Source organism: Candidatus Pantoea edessiphila, assembly GCF_002933355.1.
Classification (GTDB): domain Bacteria; phylum Pseudomonadota; class Gammaproteobacteria; order Enterobacterales; family Enterobacteriaceae; genus Pantoea_C; species Pantoea_C edessiphila.
In genome coordinates this window covers 1-19,062 of the sequence record NZ_PDKU01000004.1, presented here as the reverse complement: position 1 = coordinate 19,062, position 19,062 = coordinate 1, and the positions used below count along the sequence as shown (strand labels likewise).

Below are 19,062 nucleotides of genomic sequence, written 5' to 3'. Positions count from 1 at the left end.
CCCTTTTATACTACTAAAGGATTTTATATAATAATTATTATTTTTTAAAATAAATCTTCGAAGAAGGAATTATGTTTTGTTCTAAATCACAAATAATTAGTAAAGCAATTGGTAATCAATTGCAAATTAAACAATCAACTGTTTCATGTGCTGAATCTTGCACTGGTGGTTGGATCTCTAAAATATTTACGGATACAATTGGCAGTTCTATGTGGTTTGAATGTGGATTTGTAACTTATAGTTATAAAGCTAAGCAGAAAATATTAGGTATAAATTATAAATTATTACAAGAATACGGTGCAGTTAGTGAAATCATTGTAAGTGAAATGGCTTTAAAAGCTCAGTGTAAGTCTGGATCTTCTTATTCTATTGCAGTTAGCGGTATAGCGGGTCCAAGTGGAAGTAATCTTAATAATCCGATAGGTACAGTATGGTTTGGTTTTGCTACACCTGAAAAAAAGGTGTTAACTTACCATCACAAATTTAACGGGAATCGTAACATTATAAGAAGTCAATCTGTATATTGGGCATTGCAAATTTTTTATAATGAATTTTTACTAAATTAGTAATTTAAGCATGCATTATAACTTAATTTAATATCTATTATATAATAAATACAATAGGAGCTTAAATGGCAATTGATGAAAATAAAAAGAAAGCACTAGCAGCAGCATTATCTCAAATTGAAAAGCAGTTTGGCAAAGGTTCTATAATGCGTTTAGGAGAAGATCGTTCAATGGATGTAGAAACCATATCAACAGGTTCATTATCTTTAGATATTGCTCTAGGAGCAGGAGGCCTTCCTTTAGGTCGTATTGTTGAGATATATGGTCCTGAATCTTCTGGTAAAACGACTTTGACTCTTCAAGTTATTGCGGCTGCTCAATTTAAAGGAAAAACTTGTGCTTTCATTGATGCCGAACATGCTTTAGATCCTACATATGCTAAAAAACTTGGAGTTGATATTGATAATTTATTATGTTCACAACCAGATACTGGTGAACAAGCATTAGAAATTTGTGATGCTTTGGCGCGGTCAGGTGCTATCGATGTTATAATTGTTGATTCTGTAGCAGCCTTAACTCCTAAAGCTGAAATTGAAGGTGAAATTGGTGCTTCACATATGGGACTTGCAGCACGTATGATGAGTCAAGCAATGCGGAAACTAGCTGGTAATCTTAAGCAATCTAATACATTATTAATTTTTATTAATCAAATCCGTATGAAAATAGGTGTTATGTTTGGTAATCCAGAAACAACTACCGGTGGTAATGCATTAAAGTTTTATGCTTCTATTCGACTTGATATTCGTCGTATTGGTTCAATAAAGGAAGGAGATAATATTATTGGTAGTGAAACTCGAGTTAAAGTTGTTAAAAACAAAATAGCGGTTCCATTTAAACAAGCTGATTTTCAAATTATGTATGGTGAAGGTATTAATATTTTTGGTGAACTAATAGAATTAGGTGTAAAATATGGACTTATTGATAAGTCCGGTTCTTGGTATAGTTATAAATCCAATAAAATTGGTCAAGGTAAGTTAAACGCCAGTATTTTTCTCAAAAATAATGTAACAATAGCAAAAGAAATTGATAATAAATTACGTGAAATGTTATTAAATAATAATAAATCATTATCTGAAATTTCTCTTGAACAACATGAATCCTTAAGTAATAGTAATAATGTTTAAATTTACCTTAAATATATTTAATTGAATGATTAATTATGCTTTTTTAGATTATCTTTAATAATTTTATTATAATTAGAAAAAATTTATCAATGAAATATGTAGGATATAAATAAACATATGATCAAAAGTACTAATGAGATCCGTCAAATGTTTCTCGATTTTTTTCAGAGTAAAGGGCATAAAGTTATAGATAGTAGCTCATTAGTTCCAGATAATGATACGACTTTATTATTTACAAATGCTGGAATGAATCAATTTAAAAAAATTTTTCTATGTCAGGAACGAGTTGATTATACTCGCGCTGTGACATGTCAGCGTTGTATTAGAGCAGGTGGTAAGCATAATGACTTAAAACATGTAGGGTACACTAAAAGACATAATACTTTTTTTGAGATGCTTGGTAATTTTAGTTTTGGTGATTATTTTAAAAAAGAAGCTATTTTGTTTGCTTGGGAATTACTGACAAGCAATAAATGGTTTAACATACCTAAAAATCGTTTATTTGTTACTGTTTATATATCAGATAGTGAGACTTACAATATATGGGCTAACGACATTGGTATTCCAAATAATCGTATTATTAAAGTTGGAGATCAGCAGGGTATACCTTATTTATCAGATAATTTTTGGCAAATGGGGGATACTGGTCCCTGTGGTCCTTGTACTGAAATTATATATGATTATAGAAATCTCAGTTCAGATTTGTTTAATATTGATTTAACATTACACAATAATGATTATCTTGAATTATGGAATATAGTTTTTTTACAATTTGATCGTCAATCTGATGGGATTATGTTACCTTTGTTTAAACCTTCTATTGACACTGGTATGGGTCTTGAACGCATAACTTCTGTCATTCAAAATGTTAGATCAAATTATGAAATTGATTTTTTTAAAAAATTAATTGATAAAATAGCACAACTTATTGGTATTCAAGACATTCATAATAATTCTCTTAAAGTTATTGCAGATCATATACGTTCTTCTGTTTTTTTAATTGCGGATGGTGTTCTTCCTTCAAATGAAAACCGTGGTTATGTCCTACGTCGTATCATTCGTCGCGCAATTCGTCATGGAAAAAAATTGGGTGCTAAAAAATCATTTTTTTATCTATTAGTTAAACCCTTCATTGAAATTATAAATACAAAACCAAACGATTTAAGTAATAAACAAACTCAAATAGAAAAAGTATTGAAATTTGAAGAGGAGCAGTTTGCTAAAATCTTTCAAAGAGGTCGTTCATTACTAAATGAAAAACTTTCAAATTTGCAGGGTAAAACTTTAAACGGTGAGTTTGTTTTTTATCTGCATGATACTTTTGGTTTTCCTGTTGATTGCACTAAAGATATATGCAAAGAACGCAATGTTACAATAGATATGTCATGTTTTGAAAAAGCAATGTTATCACAGCAATCACGTGCTCGTAAATCAAATCAATTCGAGTTTCATCGTAATAATTTGATGAACTATAATATTGAATCTTCTTTTATTGGATATGAACAACTTAATTCATTATCCGTGATAAAATTAATATATGTTTTAGATGAAAAAGTAGAAAATATTTCTACTAATATGCAAAATGCTATAATTATTTTAGACAAAACTCCTTTTTATGGTGAGTCTGGTGGTCAAATTGGAGATATCGGTATTCTAATCAAACAAAATGCTAAATTTGTTATAAATGATACCAAAAAATATGGAAATTTAACTTATCATATAGGTATATTATTATCAGGTAATTTATCTATTGGTGATATTTGTGAAACTATGGTCGATACAACATATCGTAGACTTATTTCTTTGAATCATTCAGCAACACATATGTTACACTCTGCACTATGTAAAGTTTTAGGTAATCATATATTACAAAAAGGATCGTTCATAAGTGATAGCTATTTTCGTTTTGATTTTTTACACCATAGTGCTCTGAAAAAAAACGAAATCAATAAAATTGAAGAAATTATAAATGAACAAATTTACTGTAATTTACCTGTCATAACGAAAACCACAAATCTTGAAGAAGCAAAAATTCAAGGAGCAAAAATGTTATTTAAACAAAAATATAGTAAAAATGTTCGGGTTGTAAGAATAGGAAGTTTTTCAACAGAATTATGTGGTGGCACTCATGCAGTAAGTACAGGTGAAATTGGTTTGTGTTTTATAAGATCTGAATCTGGAATAGCTTCAAGTATACGTAGAATCGAAGGTATAACAAGCAAAGCTGTATTGAATCAGATAAATATTTATAAAAATACATTACATAATATATCTGATAAGATGAAAACTAATGTTGAAAATCTAGATCAGAAAATTGAGAGTTTAATTCAAAAATCTAATATCCTTGAAAAACAAATAGATCAATTACTTAATGAAAAAGCTTCTAATGATAGTAAAATATTAATCAATAATGCTATTAATATAGAGGGAATTAAGCTTTTAGTAAATAAAATAGAAAATACCACTCCGTCAATGATGAATAATATAATACTTCAATTAAGACATCAATTACATTCTTCAATTATAGTATTAGCAACAGTAACACAGAGTAAAATTTTATTAATCGCTAGTGTAACTAAAGATTTAACTAGCCGTTTTCCAGCTCATGAACTAATTTATTATTTAGCAAAACAAATTGATGGGAAAGGTGGCGGAAAATCAGATTTAGCAAGGGCCGGTGGTAAAAATATAAAAGCATTAAAGGATACATTATCAAGTATTAAATCATGGGTTTATAACCGTTTATAGTCAATTACTATAGAAAAGAGTACTAGAAAAATTTTTCTTGCTCTAATGAAACATTTATTTGATAAATTTTAATTAAATAGTGCACTTCAGTTAAACTTATATAAAATACACTGTACTATATACTAGCAATATGCATAATTTTATGTATCATTGATGATTACTATTTAACAATAAAAATAATGAGTTATAAAGAAAAGGAATCCACCACATAAGCCCGACTCTTTTTATTGCTTGAGGAGCAAATAATGCTTATTCTAACTCGTAGAGTTGGTGAAACCCTAGTAATTGGTAATGAAGTAACTGTAACGGTATTAGGAGTTAAGGGTAATCAAGTGCGTATTGGTGTCACAGCACCTAAAGAAATATCCGTACATCGTGAAGAAATTTATCAGCGTATTCAATCTAAAACTAAATAAATAAGTATTTAATTAAATTTTAGCGCCTCGCACAAAACAAAGCGAGGCGAATAATTTTATTTTATTACAACTAATTAATGATATTTTTTAATTAAATTTTATATTTTTATTAAAATTATATTCAAAAAATATTTGACTTATTAAAATAGAGAAGTAATATAATTAAGTTCAAACGGAAGTTACCTATAGGTGAGATGGCCGAGAGGCTGAAGGCGCTCCCCTGCTAAGGGAGTATGTGGTTAAAAACTACTCGAGGGTTCGAATCCCTCTCTCACCGTCATCTTATTTAATGCATCCGTAGCTCAGTTGGACAGAGTACTCGGCTACGAACCGAGCGGTCGGAGGTTCGAATCCTCCCGGATGCAATTATCTAATTATTATAATAATTTATTTTTCTATCCTCTGACATAAAATATTAATTATTTATCCTTACTTATAAAATAATTTAATATATGAAAGAAAATTATTAATTAGTACAAACGATATTTATCCCAATGAATTAAAAATTCATGATTGTAAAATCATAAAACTGCTATAGAGACAAATTTATAATTATATATATTAAAATTGATTTAAAATAACATTTTTGATTTAAACCGCTACTTTTATTTTTTAATATTAATTTTATAAGTGAGAATAAATTATTTTTAAGCCGGAGGTTAATATGCTCCCGGATATATCTAATACACTATCTTGGTTGAGAAAAAATTCATATATTTTTAAAAAAATCAATAGAGGTATTGAACGCGAAACATTAAGAATAGAACCAAATGGTAATATTGCAAATAGTGAGCATCCTTTATCATTAGGGTCTTCTCTTAAAAATGAATGGATTACCACTGATTTCGCTGAATCTTTATTAGAATTCGTGACACCAGTTGACAATAGAATAGAATATACACTCTCTTTTTTAAGAGATATTCATTGTTATGTTGCGCGTAAGTTAGACAAAGAGTTGATGTGGTCTTTAAGTATGCCTTGTAGAATTAAAAATATAAATGAAATTAAATTAGCTAGTTATGGTACGTCTAATGTTGGATTGATGAAGACTCTCTATCGTGAAGGTTTAAAAAATAGATATGGTGCTATGATGCAAATTATATCTGGCATTCATTACAATTTTTCATTACCCTTTTCGTTTTGGCAAGAATGGGCAAATTTTAGAAACTTGAAAAATTGTACAGAAACTGTTTCAAAGGGATATTTAATATTAATTCGTAATTATTATCGTTTTGGTTGGATTATTCCATATCTTTTTGGCGCTTCACCTGCAATATGTTCTAGTTTTTTACAAAATAATCCAATCAAATTACCATTTGAAAAAAATGATAAAAATACACTTTGGTTACCTTATGCAACATCATTACGTTTAAGTGATTTAGGATATAATAATAAGGCTCAAAGTATATTAAAAATAACATTTAATTCTATTGAAGAATACGTTAACACATTGAAAAAAGCACTAACAACACCATGGAAAAATTTTATAGATATAGGAATTAAAGATAAAAGTGGAAAAAGAATGCAAATTAATACCAATATTCTTCAGATTGAAAATGAATTGTATTCACCAATACGTCCTAAGTGTATTAATATTTCTGGTCAATCGTATATAGATACGCTGCTAACAAAAGGTATTGAATACGTAGAAGTAAGATCTATTGATGTAAATCCATTTTCAGGTGTAGGTATAGATAATATACAAGTGTATTTTCTTGATTTATTTTTAATTTGGTGTATTTTAGCTGATACTTCTGAAATGAACTTTAAAGAGCTTTATTACAACAATAAAAATTGGAAAATTGTAACACTAGAAGGACGAAAACCAAATCAAAAAATTTATATAGGAGACAATAACAAAAAATATTCTCTAGTAGAAACAGGTAAAAAAATTTTTAACGATTTATATAAAATTGCAGAAATTTTAGATAAAAATGAAAATAATATGCAATATCAAAAAACTTGTAATACACTTTTTTTATATTTTGATAATCCTGAATTAACTTATTCTGCTCGTATTCTAGATCTTATAAAAAAAGAAGGCATAATTAAAACTGGTATTTCATTATCAAAAAAATACCACAGTTTTTTTTGTTCAAAATCTTTAAAGATATTAAAAGAAGAGGATTTTAGAATTAAAGCAGAAAATTCTATTATTGAACAACAAAAAATTGAAAATAGTGATTCACTAGATTTTGAAAATTATATAAGTAATTTAAATTATAGAAATAACAAATATATAACATAATTTATTTATTATGTTGTTTAAGTTATTTAAATAAAATACTTCATGTTATGAACATAATATAAATAATGTTATACTATTTACGTAACAATAAAAATTTTAATATTTTTTATAATGGTCATATAATTATCAATTCTCCATCATTCTATAATTAATAAATATCAATTTATAAATCATATACTTTGATTATCGAAAAAATCATATGATACAGATTATAACAATATAATATCATTATTTATGATAATAATGTTTTAAAAGCATAATATGAAAGACTGAAAGAAATAAATATTACATTTTTAATAAACAATAAACGATTAAGAGTAATTTGTTGTAAGTAATTTTTGATTATGTGCAATCCTTTATTTCTGATGTTTTTAAAATAGATGAAATTTTTATATAAATATATGATTTTATTTTAATAATTACATAATTGCTTTCATGTATATTAAGAATTATGTTATATTAAAATAATGATAAAAATTTTGTAGACTAAATATTTTTGTAATAATTATAAAAAGTTTTTATATAATATATTATATTTATATAAAACTATAATAAAAACATTACTTATTTTTTTTATATTCATTTAAGTCCTTCAAGCTAATAAATTGTTTTGCAATTATGTTATAATCTAAATCACATTAATTAGTAATTGTTAACATTGAAAGTGAGATACAATTGTTTAATAACTTAACTAATCGTCTATCAACAACTTTAAAAAATATTCGTGGTATAGGAAGATTAACAGAAGAAAACATCAAACAAACTCTTCATGATATTAGCATAGCTTTATTAGAAGCGGATGTTTCATTACCTGTTGTTCGTAGTTTTATTAATTGCGTTAAAGAAAAAGCTGTTGGTCAAGAAGTAAATAAAAGAATGACTCCAGGACAAGAATTTATTAAAATAGTTCGTAATGAACTTATTATAGCTATGGGTAAAGAAAATAATACGCTTAATCTAGCTGTACCACCGCCTGCAGTTGTATTATTAATTGGTCTACAGGGTACAGGTAAAACCACTAGCACAGGAAAATTAGCTAAATTTTTAAAAGAAAAACACAAAAAAAAAGTTCTGATAGTGTCTACAGATATTTACCGTCCAGCAGCAATTAAACAACTTGAAACTCTATCAAATCAGATTGATGTAGATTTCTATCCATCTAGTTATAATGAAAAACCAATTTGTATTGCAAAAAATGCATTAAAAGAAGCTACGATTAAACTTTATGATGTTTTATTAGTAGATACTGCGGGTCGACTGCATATTAATGATTCTATGATGGAAGAATTAAAACAAATATATAATGCAATTAACCCAATAGAAACTTTGTTTGTGATTGACGCTATGATGGGTCAAGATATTGTTAATGCTGCAAAAATTTTTGATAAGATATTATCTTTTACTGGTGTGATTTTAACAAAAGCCGATAGTGATGCAAGAGGAGGAGCAGCATTATCGATTCGCTATACAACTGGCAAACCTATAAAATTTATAGGTACGGGTGAAAAATTAGAAGCTTTAGAACAATTCTATCCTGATCGTATCGCTTCTCGTATTCTTGGGATGGGAGATGTAATATCATTAATAGAAGATATAGAAAATAAAATTGACAGTGAACAAGCAGAGAATCTAAGTGAGAAAATAAAAAAAGGGGAAAATTTTAATTTAATTGACTTTCTTCAACAATTAAAACAAATAAGAAAAATAGGTAATATATCAGACTTAGTAAAAAAAATACCAGGTTTAGGAAACATATCAAATAATATTAAACCGGCAATAGATGATGAAATGTTAATACGTATGGAAGCTATAATTAGCTCAATGACAGTAAAAGAAAGAAAAAACCCAAATATCATTAAAGGTGCACGTAAGCTTCGAATTGCCAATGGTTCAGGTAATAAAGTGCAAGACGTTAATAAATTACTTAAACAATTTAATGATATGCAAAATATAATGAAAAAAATAAAAAAAAGCAAAATAAATAACATAACCAAATATATAAAAAATATAATTCCATATGATTTTTATAAACGTTAGAGTATTATTATAGAAATTGATGATAATAATATTTTATTCTATATTAGAATAAAATTCGGTTTCTTTAAATAAAACGTTGGATTTTCTGTTATCACAAAAGGAAAAATATTATGGTAATAATTAGATTAGCAAGACATGGTGTTAAGAAACGTCCATTTTATCAGGTAGTTGTTGCTGATAGTCGTAAATCACGTAATGGTTTATTTATTGAAAACGTGGGATTCTTTAATCCAATTCCTTACGGAAAAGAAAAAAATGTATCTCTAAATTTAAACCGCATAGAATACTGGAAACATCAGGGAGCCCAATTTTCCAATAAAGTTAATACATTAATCAAGAAAGTAAAAACATCTGAAGTTAATAATAGAACAAAATCTAAAAATGAATAAAACATTAGTCAAGTATTATCCTAACGATCCTGTTATTTTAGGAAAAATAGGAAAAGCATATGGTATTTTTGGATGGATTAAAATTATTTCTTTCACTGAAACATCTGAAAATATTTTTTGCTATCAACCATGGTATGTTTATTATGCTAATCTATGGTATCAATTAGAAGTTAGTAATTGGAAACACCAAGATAAAAATATAATTATAAAATTAAAAGATATAAATAACAGAGATACAGCTAGTAAGTTAACTAATCATGACATTATAGTTAATGCAACACAACTACCGTCTTTAGATAATGGTGAATATTACTTAAAGGATATAATAGGTTGTCAAGTAATTAATCTTGAAGGTTTCATTATAGGTGTTGTAATAAATTTCATAGAAACTATATCAAATTATATTATTGTTGTGCAACAAAAAATAAAAAACCAATTTAAAAAAAAAGAGTTCCTCATTCCATTTATTGATAAAATTATTAAAACAGTAGATTTAAATACAAAAATCATTCAAGTAGATTGGGAGCCTGTTCTATAACATCATAAAACAATCATTGTATATTCATGTATCATAAAATGTGGTTTGGTATAATCAGCTTATTTCCAGATGTCTTTAAAATTATTACTAATTACGGTGTAATTAGTAAGGGTATAAAAAAAGGACTCATAGAAATTCATGTTTGGAATCCTCGTGATTTTACTCGTAAAAAAAATTATATAGTAGATGATCGTCCTTATGGAGGTGGACCAGGGATGGTCATGATGGTACAGCCTTTAGTTGATGCAATTACTGTAGCAATAGCACAAGCCGGTAAAGGAGTAAAAGTTGTTTATCTATCCCCTCAGGGTAAGAAACTTGATCAAAAAAAAGCCTATAATTTATTAAAATATAATAGTAAATTCATTTTAGTATGCGGTCGGTATAAAGGCATTGATGAGAGAGTAATTGAATTTAAAATAGATGAAGAATGGTCAATAGGAGATTACGTGCTTAGTGGAGGAGAATTACCAGCAATGATATTTATTGATACAATTGCTAGATTAATTCCAGGTGTATTAAATACATATGAATCTGTTGAAAAAGACTCGTTTGTTAATGGATTATTGGATTGTCCTCATTATACTAGACCTAGTGTTTCATACGGAAGGAAAGTGCCAGAAATACTTTTATCTGGAAATCATGATAAAATTTATCGTTGGCGATTGAAACAATCATTAGGTCGAACGTGGCTAAAAAGACCTGATCTTTTTGAGCAGTTAGTTTTAAATCAAGAAGAAATAAAATTATTAATAGAGTTTCAAAAAGAATCAAAAAAATAAAAATTATGCAGTTGTAATAATATATAGGAGTTTCTAATTATGAATAAAATTATTAAGCAGTTAGAACAAGAACAGATGAATAAAGATATACCTTATTTCCGCCCAGGTGATTCTGTAGAAGTAAAGGTTTGGGTAATTGAGAGTTCAAAAAAACGTATTCAATCGTTTGAAGGGATAGTCATATCTATAAGAAATAGAGGTCTTAATTCTGCTTTTACTGTACGAAAAACATCTAATGGAGAAGGGGTTGAACGTGTTTTTCAAACTTATTCTCCTGCAATTGATAGTATATTAATTAAACGTCATGGTGATGTTCGTAGAGCTAAATTATATTATTTACGTAAATTATCTGGAAAATCCGCTCGTATCAAAGAACGTCTTAATTAATTATTCTTTTGAAGCACATTAAGCACATAAAGAAGAAGAAATCATTGTTATTCTTTATAATGTACTAATGTACTAATAAAGTATCTAATAAGTAATATATGATTCTTCTATCAATATTTGTTATCTTATTATATGTTTTAAATAATATTAAATTTATTGATTTTTTATAATATTTACTACTATAAATAAAAATACTGTTAATTTATCCACAATAAAATTCATATAAAGTATGAATGAATAATCATTCTTATTGAATAAAAAATAATAAAATCAAATTTATATTTATATATATTACTTTAATATTAAAATTAGATTCAATCGTAGTATTTAATTTTATATATTACTAATAGATAATACATAAATATAAAAATCTTATCTTTTAAATCCATAAAATAAATAGTTGTATAATTTTTTAAAATTGGAGCATTAATTATGCAAAGAGACATGCTAAATAATGTGCATATTGCTGATGAACAAATACTAATTACACCAGAAGATCTTAAATCAAAATTTCCTTTAACATCCAGTCAAGAAATACAAATAGCTTCTTCTAGAAAAATAATTTCTGATATTATTTCAGGTAGAGATTTAAGATTATTAATAGTATGTGGACCTTGTTCAATTCATGATACAGAAGCTGCTATTGACTATGGTAATAGATTACGTAATCTATCTGAAATACTAAAAGATCAACTGTATATTGTTATGAGAGTTTATTTTGAAAAACCTCGTACAACAATTGGATGGAAAGGATTAATTAATGATCCTTACATGGATAATTCTTTTGATGTAGAAGCTGGATTACATATAGCACGTAGCTTACTATTATCGTTAGTAAAGATGGGATTACCTTTAGCAACAGAAGCACTTGATCCCAATTGTCCTCAATATCTTGGAGATTTATTTAGTTGGTCAGCTATCGGAGCTCGTACTACGGAATCACAAACGCACCGTGAAATGGCATCTGGTTTATCAATGCCCGTTGGTTTTAAAAATGGGACAGATGGTAGTTTAGATACTGCAATTAATGCAATGTGCGCTGCTTCAATGGCACATCGTTTTGTTGGTATAAATCAATCTGGGCAAGTTTGCTTATTACAAACTAAAGGTAACCCAGATAGCCATATAATTTTACGAGGAGGAAAGTCACCTAATTATAGTCCTACTGATGTTGCTCAATGCGAAAAAGAAATGATCAAAGCGGGATTAAATCCAGCTCTAATGATAGACTGCAGTCACGGTAATTCCAATAAAGATCATAAAAGACAGATTGTAGTTGCTAAATCAGTAATTTCTCAAATTAAACAAGGAGGTAATGATTCTATCATTGGTCTTATGGTAGAAAGTAATATTAATGAAGGAAATCAATCTTCTGAACAAAAACGTAATAAAATGAAATATGGAGTATCTGTAACAGATTCTTGTATAAATTGGGAGTCAACAGAAAACTTATTATATAATATACAAGAAAGTTTAAAAGGAGTATTAGTAAATCGTTATAGTCTTAAAATATGATTATTAAATTTTTAAAAAGCTAAATCAATGTATTTAAAAAATAGATAATTATTCGTATAAAAATATTCATCATTACAATTGACAAGCATTTATATAATTAAATAACTAAATAAAATTATAATTATATGATTTAAAAATATATATAATAATATAAATTATAATTATAAATTGTGGTTTGAATTTGACTCTATACTGACTATTCAGAAAATATTATTTAGAGCAAATGGGATGTTTACCTTTAGTTTAATAAAAATTAAAAATATAATAGATATTAATTCGTAATTTAGCTTGATTATATTTCATGTTAAACTTTATAAAAATAAGTATTTTTACTTATATTTTTATATTATAAAATTAAGGATTGTTAAATTTAGATCTTAAAAATAAATAATTAATTTAATTATATATATACCTAATGCATTAGAATATATTATTAACAAAAAGCAAATTTTTTGGATTTAGTTAAATACTATTTTAATGTTTATTATACTCAATCGATAAATAGCTTTCGCTAGGATAACATCCTAATATTTTTAATGAACATGTAATACTATTTAAATCTTTTATTGCATTCTTCATGTTTATAGATTTTAGGTTGCTTTTTATATCTATATAAAATATTTCCTCCCAAGGGTTACCATTAATAGGCCTCGATTCAATTTTATTTATAACTAAACTATAATTGCGTAATACTAATAATATATCAACTAAAGAACTGACATTTTGACCTGTTTCCACTACAAAAGTAGTTTTAGCCGGAACGTTATTAGAAACTTCAATAGATTTTCTTGACAATATAATGAATCTTGTTTGATTATATTGTTGATTTGCTATATTACGCTTTAATACTTTTAAAGTATATAGTATTCCGCCGTCTTCACTTCCTAGAGCTGCTATTTCTGATGAATTCAATTTAGATACTTTTTTCATTGCTGCTGCTGTGCTTTCCGTATATTTAAGACTCCAGTGAGGAAATAAACTTATGAAATTACTACATTGTTGAAAAGGTTGTAGGTGACTATAAATTATTTTAATTTTTTCTAAGTTTGTATCTGGTATAGATAATATACAATGATCTATATGTAAAAATAATTCATTAACAATTGATAAATTTGTATTTTGTAATAAATCATACACTTCATTAATAGATCCAGAAGCAGTATTTTCAATAGGTAATATAGCATAATCTGCAATTCCATTCTCAACATTATAAACGACATCATGAAAGTTTAAACAACTAAATTCAATGATATCATCAAAATATCTCATAGAATATTTTCTAGCAGCAATATGTGAATAAGAACCTTTTGGGCCAAGAAAACTGATTTTTGCTGTATTTGCATAAGCGCAGTTAAGATCCTTTTGTAAAATTGATTGTTGTATAAAAATAGAATCTTCAATGATTAGATGGAATAACTTTGTGATATAACTAGAGTCTAGTTTATATTGTTTTCCGTATATAATTAAACGATCTAGTATTAAACGTTCACGAGCTTTATCACGAATTTGACTATTGTGTTTCAGTTTCACTTTTGCTATTTTAGCAGACAGTAATTGACGTTTTGATAGTAATATTAATATATTATCATCAATTTCATTTATTTTATCACGCAGCATTAACAATTCTAAGTTTTTATGATTCATACTTATACCCATAAAATAAAAAATTTTTGAACTATATATCATTTATTTTATTTAGTAACAACAATTACTTTGATATAAAATTTAAATGATAAAGAAATAGTATTACTTAAAAAACTAGTAATTAGTTTTACAATTTAACATTATTAATACAATAAGTATTAATAATTAATTATGGAAAAATAACGACTTATTTTTTATTAAGTATTCATAGCAATTATTTTAGCTATTTTATCTGCTTTTTCGTTAATTTGTAATTTACGATATGCTTTTTCCATTAACAATAATGCATCATGAGTTGCTTTTGTATCGGGATAATATTTTATCATTTTTTTAATACGATTAATTACTGCTACATAGGCTTTACGTTCATTATAAAATGAAGCTATAGATAATTCGTGTTTAGCTAAACGATTTTGTAAATATATTAATCGATTATAAGAATCATTAGCATATACACTTTTAGGATAGTGATGTAATATGTGTTTGAAATCAACAAACGCATTATTAGAATGTTCAAGATCACGATCATAATAATCAAAATTTAATACTTTCATTATTAATGATGGATTATCTATTGACATTTCTATTACACCTTTCATATATATTACATAATCCAAATTAGGATGTTTAGGATATAAATTTATGAAATGGTGAATTACTAGTTGTGCTGAATGTAAGTCTCTATTTTTATAATAAGCATATATTAAATCAAGACGTACTTGTTGAGAATATAATCCAATGAAATCTTGATTTTCTATTGTTTTTAAATATTTAATTGCTGATTTAAAATTATTTTCTCGCATTTTTTTTTGAGCTAAATCATATATTTTACTTAATGAATAATAGGATGATTCTGTTCTATTAAATTCAGAACAACCAGTCATCATTAATATTAATGTAAAGATAGTCAATGTATATTTTATGATTTTCATGTTATAATTGTTAACCTTACAAACAGTAAACAAGATAGCAATTACTGATTGCTATGATAATTTATTTTAAAATAAGTTGTGATTATGTTAAAAAACATTAAATATACTTTAATCTTACCTCAAACTCAATTAAAACAAAGATTAGATCAAGCGTTAAAACAATATTTTACTAATCATTCACGTTCCTGTATAAAAAAATGGATTTTAAATGAATGTATCTTATTAAATGGTAACATCATAAAAAAACCAAAAAAAAAATATCAGGAGGTGAAGTCATAAATATTAATGTACAAATTGAAGAACAATCAGCTTTAAAACCACAAAATTTACCATTAAATATTGTATATGAAGATGAGTATATATTGATCATAAATAAACAAGAAAATTTTGTAGTTCACCCTGGAGTTAATAATGTTAATGGTACATTATTAAATGCGTTACTATATAAATATCCACATTTAATTAATTTGTCTCGTGCAGGTATAGTGCATAGACTAGATAAAGATACTACTGGATTAATGATTATAGCAAAAAAATTCATGACACAGTTAAAATTAATTAAAATGTTACAACAACATGACATTATTCGTGAATATGAAGCAATTGTAGTCGGTATTATACCCTTCACTGGTAAAATTAATATGCCAATTGCTCGACATACTATAGAAAGAACAAAAATGGCAGTGAATTTACAGGGAAAAACCGCTGTAACTCATTACAATGTATTAGAATATTTTCGTAATCATTCTCGTATACGTGTACGTATAGAAACTGGCCGTACTCATCAGATTCGTGTTCATATGGCTTATATTAACCATCCAATACTAGGAGATCAAACTTACGGAAAAAAAACTAATAGATCGAAAAAAAATACTAATTTGACGTTTGATAAAATATATAATTTCAACCGTCAAGCATTACACGCTATAAAATTAAGTTTTAATCATCCTATAACTAATGTTAGAATGACTGTAGAAACTCCCATACCTCAAGATATGAATAATCTTATCAACATACTTAAAGACGATAATTTAAAAATTGAAAATTAAATTTATAAGACTTATGTTTTTATAATATTAATAAATTCTTTGAACAACTATTTGTTAATTTAAGTTATTCTGTAATCGAAAAATATACTAAATTGGTGTTTCTTTTAAGAAAGAAAACAATAAAATTCTATATTTTTATTTTATTTGATTCATGACAAAAAATATAATAACCAATTAAAAACTAATATATTTAATTCCAAATATTTATTATATATTATAAAATATTTTATAGAATATTTTAACAAGGGTTAAAAAGTGAATAATCAGCCATCAGATGATAAAAGTAAAAATTTAGACAAATATACTATTAATATTACAAAACTTGCTGAGGATAATAAATTAGATCCAGTAATTGGACGTGATGAAGAAATTCGTCGAACTATTCAAGTATTACAGCGCAGAACAAAGAATAATCCAGTGCTAATTGGTGAACCTGGGGTAGGTAAAACTGCAATTATTGAAGGTTTAGCACAACGTATTGTTAATTATGAAATACCAGAAGGTCTCAAAGAAAATCAAATATTATCACTAGATATGGGTGCTTTAATAGCTGGTGCTAAATATCGGGGTGAATTTGAAGAACGTATAAAAGGTATATTAAAAGAATTATCTACATTGAAAGGAAATATTATATTATTCATTGATGAGTTACATAATATGGTTTCTACTGGACAAGGAGACGGATCAATAAATGCAAGTAATCTGCTAAAACCTGCATTAGCTAGAGGAGAGCTTCATTGTATAGGAGCAACGACTTTAGATGAATATCGATATTATATTGAAAAAGATGCGGCTTTAGAACGTCGTTTTCAAAAAATCTACGTATCTGAACCAAATATTGAAGATACTATAGCTATTCTTAGAGGTCTCAAAGAACGCTATGAATTACATCATCACGTCCAGATAACTGATCCAGCTATTGTAGCGGCAGCTAAATTATCAAAAAGATATATTTCAGAACGTCAATTGCCAGATAAAGCAATCGATTTGATTGATGAAGCTGCATCTAGTATTCGTCTTCAAATAGATTCGAAACCTGAGTCTCTTGATAGACTTGAAAGACGCATTATACAATTAAAAATTGAACAACAAGCATTAAAAAAAGAATCAGATTCATCAAGTATTAAACGTCTTGACATACTAAAACAAGAACTGAATCAAAAGGAAATTGAATATAATAAACTTCAAGATAAATGGAAAAACGAAAAAGCTTATCTTTTAGGAACACAAAAAATTAAAACCGAACTTGAAAAGGCTAAATTATCTTTAGAACAAGCTCGCCGTTCTGTAGATCTTACAAGAATGTCTAAATTACAGTATGGCAAAATTCCAGAATTAGAAAAAAGGCTTGCTACAGCTACTTATTCTGAAGATAATAATATGAAATTATTGCGTAATCGTGTTACTGAGATTGAAATTGCAGATATTGTATCTCGTTGGACTGGAATTCCAATAGCTAAAATGATGGAAAGTGAACGTACAAAACTTCTACGTATGGAACAACACATACACAAAAAAGTAATTGGACAAAATGAAGCAGTAAAAGCAATATCTAATGCTATTCGTCGCAGTCGTTCTGGTATATCTGATTCTAATCGCCCTATTGGTTCTTTTTTATTTTTAGGTCCTAGTGGCATAGGAAAAACAGAATTATCTAAATCATTAGCACAGTTTTTATTTGATACTGATAACTCAATTGTAAGAATCGACATGTCTGAATTTATGGAAAAACATTCAATATCTAGACTTATAGGAGCACCTCCAGGATATGTAGGATATGAAAATGGTGGATATATAACTGAAGCAATTCGACTTCATCCATATTCAGTTATTTTATTGGACGAAATTGAAAAAGCACACGTAGATGTTTTCAATATTTTATTACAAGTACTAGATGAAGGAAGATTAACTGATAGTAAGGGAAGAACTATTGATTTTCGTAACACAGTTATTATTATGACTTCTAATTTGGGTTCAAATTTGATTAGAGATAATTTTAATATTCTTACTTATGATAATATGAAAGATTTAATAATGAATAAAGTTAATAATTATTTTCGACCTGAGTTTATAAATCGTATAGATGAAGTAGTTGTCTTTCATCCATTAGATCAAAAACATATTAGTTCTATTGCAAAAATTCAACTCAAAATTTTAATAAAACGCTTAGAAGAACAAGGCTATCATTTGAATATTGATCATGAAGTATATGATTTATTGGGAAAAATTAACTATAATCCATCATATGGAGCAAGATTGCTTAAAAGAGCTATTCAACAGCAAATTGAAAATCCTTTAGCACAAATGATACTTTCAAAAAATCTATTAGCTGACAAAAAGATAACAATCATTGTCAGAAATAATAATATAGAAATAAATTGATCTTATCTAGAATAAGATCATCATTAACAATGATAATAATTAATGTTCACCAATATTATAAACAATATAACATTCAAATTAACTAATAACAAATAAAATTATTAAAATCATATTGTTAATCAAGAACAGGTATTAAGTTAAGACTTGACTAATAAACTAAATGGAGATATCATAATAATTTTATTGCTCTTTAAAAATTTATCAGACAATCTATGTGGGTATTCGTAGATTTAGTGTCAACGATTTTTAATCATAAGACTATAAATATCTATCGAATAAACACGTAATTTATTGCGTAGTTTAAT

13 protein-coding genes, 2 tRNA genes and 2 pseudogenes are annotated in these 19,062 nt (G+C 26.7%); 15 read left to right on the top strand and 2 right to left on the bottom strand.

Annotation, left to right across the window (positions count from 1 at the left end):
- Positions 1-71: 71 nt before the first annotated feature.
- From CRV10_RS02900 to CRV10_RS02840, 13 genes are all read left to right on the top strand, one after another.
- Positions 72-566, top strand: a complete 495-nt coding sequence (locus CRV10_RS02900) for a nicotinamide-nucleotide amidohydrolase family protein (RefSeq protein WP_136130325.1) — start codon at positions 72-74, stop codon at positions 564-566.
- A gap of 65 nt (positions 567-631) precedes the next feature.
- On the top strand, positions 632-1,690 hold the full coding sequence (recA, locus tag CRV10_RS02895) for a recombinase RecA (RefSeq protein ID WP_136130324.1): 1,059 nt from the start codon (positions 632-634) through the stop codon (positions 1,688-1,690).
- Between the two features lie 117 nt (positions 1,691-1,807).
- Complete coding sequence (gene alaS / locus CRV10_RS02890; protein ID WP_136130323.1) at positions 1,808-4,438, top strand: alanine--tRNA ligase; 2,631 nt, start codon at positions 1,808-1,810, stop codon at positions 4,436-4,438.
- A 245-nt stretch (positions 4,439-4,683) separates the two neighbouring features.
- On the top strand, positions 4,684-4,854 hold the full coding sequence (csrA, locus tag CRV10_RS02885) for a carbon storage regulator CsrA (RefSeq protein ID WP_136130322.1): 171 nt from the start codon (positions 4,684-4,686) through the stop codon (positions 4,852-4,854).
- A 188-nt stretch (positions 4,855-5,042) separates the two neighbouring features.
- A tRNA-Ser gene (locus CRV10_RS02880) sits at positions 5,043-5,131 on the top strand.
- 14 nt (positions 5,132-5,145) lie between these two features.
- Positions 5,146-5,219: transfer RNA gene (locus tag CRV10_RS02875), tRNA-Arg, on the top strand.
- A gap of 299 nt (positions 5,220-5,518) precedes the next feature.
- Complete coding sequence (gene gshA / locus CRV10_RS02870; protein ID WP_136130321.1) at positions 5,519-7,102, top strand: glutamate--cysteine ligase; 1,584 nt, start codon at positions 5,519-5,521, stop codon at positions 7,100-7,102.
- 675 nt (positions 7,103-7,777) lie between these two features.
- Positions 7,778-9,139, top strand: a complete 1,362-nt coding sequence (ffh, locus tag CRV10_RS02865) for a signal recognition particle protein (RefSeq protein WP_136130320.1) — start codon at positions 7,778-7,780, stop codon at positions 9,137-9,139.
- A 110-nt stretch (positions 9,140-9,249) separates the two neighbouring features.
- On the top strand, positions 9,250-9,528 hold the full coding sequence (gene rpsP / locus CRV10_RS02860; protein ID WP_136130319.1) for a 30S ribosomal protein S16: 279 nt from the start codon (positions 9,250-9,252) through the stop codon (positions 9,526-9,528).
- The gene (rimM, locus tag CRV10_RS02855) at positions 9,521-10,066 is read left to right on the top strand and encodes a ribosome maturation factor RimM (protein WP_136130318.1); all 546 of its coding nucleotides are present in this window, start codon (positions 9,521-9,523) and stop codon (positions 10,064-10,066) included. The genes rpsP and rimM overlap by 8 nt, the downstream gene beginning before the upstream one ends.
- A 38-nt stretch (positions 10,067-10,104) precedes the next feature.
- Complete coding sequence (gene trmD, locus CRV10_RS02850; RefSeq protein ID WP_136130371.1) at positions 10,105-10,848, top strand: tRNA (guanosine(37)-N1)-methyltransferase TrmD; 744 nt, start codon at positions 10,105-10,107, stop codon at positions 10,846-10,848.
- Positions 10,849-10,887: 39 nt separating this feature from the next.
- A complete protein-coding gene (rplS, locus tag CRV10_RS02845) occupies positions 10,888-11,235 on the top strand; it encodes a 50S ribosomal protein L19 (RefSeq protein WP_136130317.1) in 348 nt (115 codons plus the stop codon).
- Positions 11,236-11,667: 432 nt separating this feature from the next.
- Complete coding sequence (locus CRV10_RS02840) at positions 11,668-12,750, top strand: 3-deoxy-7-phosphoheptulonate synthase (protein WP_136130316.1); 1,083 nt, start codon at positions 11,668-11,670, stop codon at positions 12,748-12,750.
- Positions 12,751-13,224: 474 nt separating this feature from the next.
- Here CRV10_RS02840 and CRV10_RS02835 read toward each other — a convergent pair whose 3' ends face one another.
- Both CRV10_RS02835 and bamD read right to left on the bottom strand, forming a co-directional pair.
- A complete protein-coding gene (locus CRV10_RS02835; RefSeq protein ID WP_136130315.1) occupies positions 13,225-14,394 on the bottom strand; it encodes a chorismate mutase in 1,170 nt (389 codons plus the stop codon).
- Between the two features lie 197 nt (positions 14,395-14,591).
- Positions 14,592-15,326: an outer membrane protein assembly factor BamD gene (gene bamD, locus CRV10_RS02830; RefSeq protein WP_136130314.1), complete on the bottom strand. Its 735-nt coding sequence runs from the start codon at positions 15,324-15,326 to the stop codon at positions 14,592-14,594.
- An 84-nt stretch (positions 15,327-15,410) separates the two neighbouring features.
- Between bamD and rluD the strand changes: the two are divergent.
- Together rluD and CRV10_RS02820 are read left to right on the top strand one after the other, a co-directional pair.
- A pseudogene (gene rluD / locus CRV10_RS02825) lies at positions 15,411-16,375 on the top strand (23S rRNA pseudouridine(1911/1915/1917) synthase RluD).
- Positions 16,376-16,627: 252 nt separating this feature from the next.
- Positions 16,628-18,757 (top strand): annotated as a pseudogene (locus CRV10_RS02820) (AAA family ATPase); the annotation flags it as partial.
- Positions 18,758-19,062 lie beyond the last annotated feature (305 nt).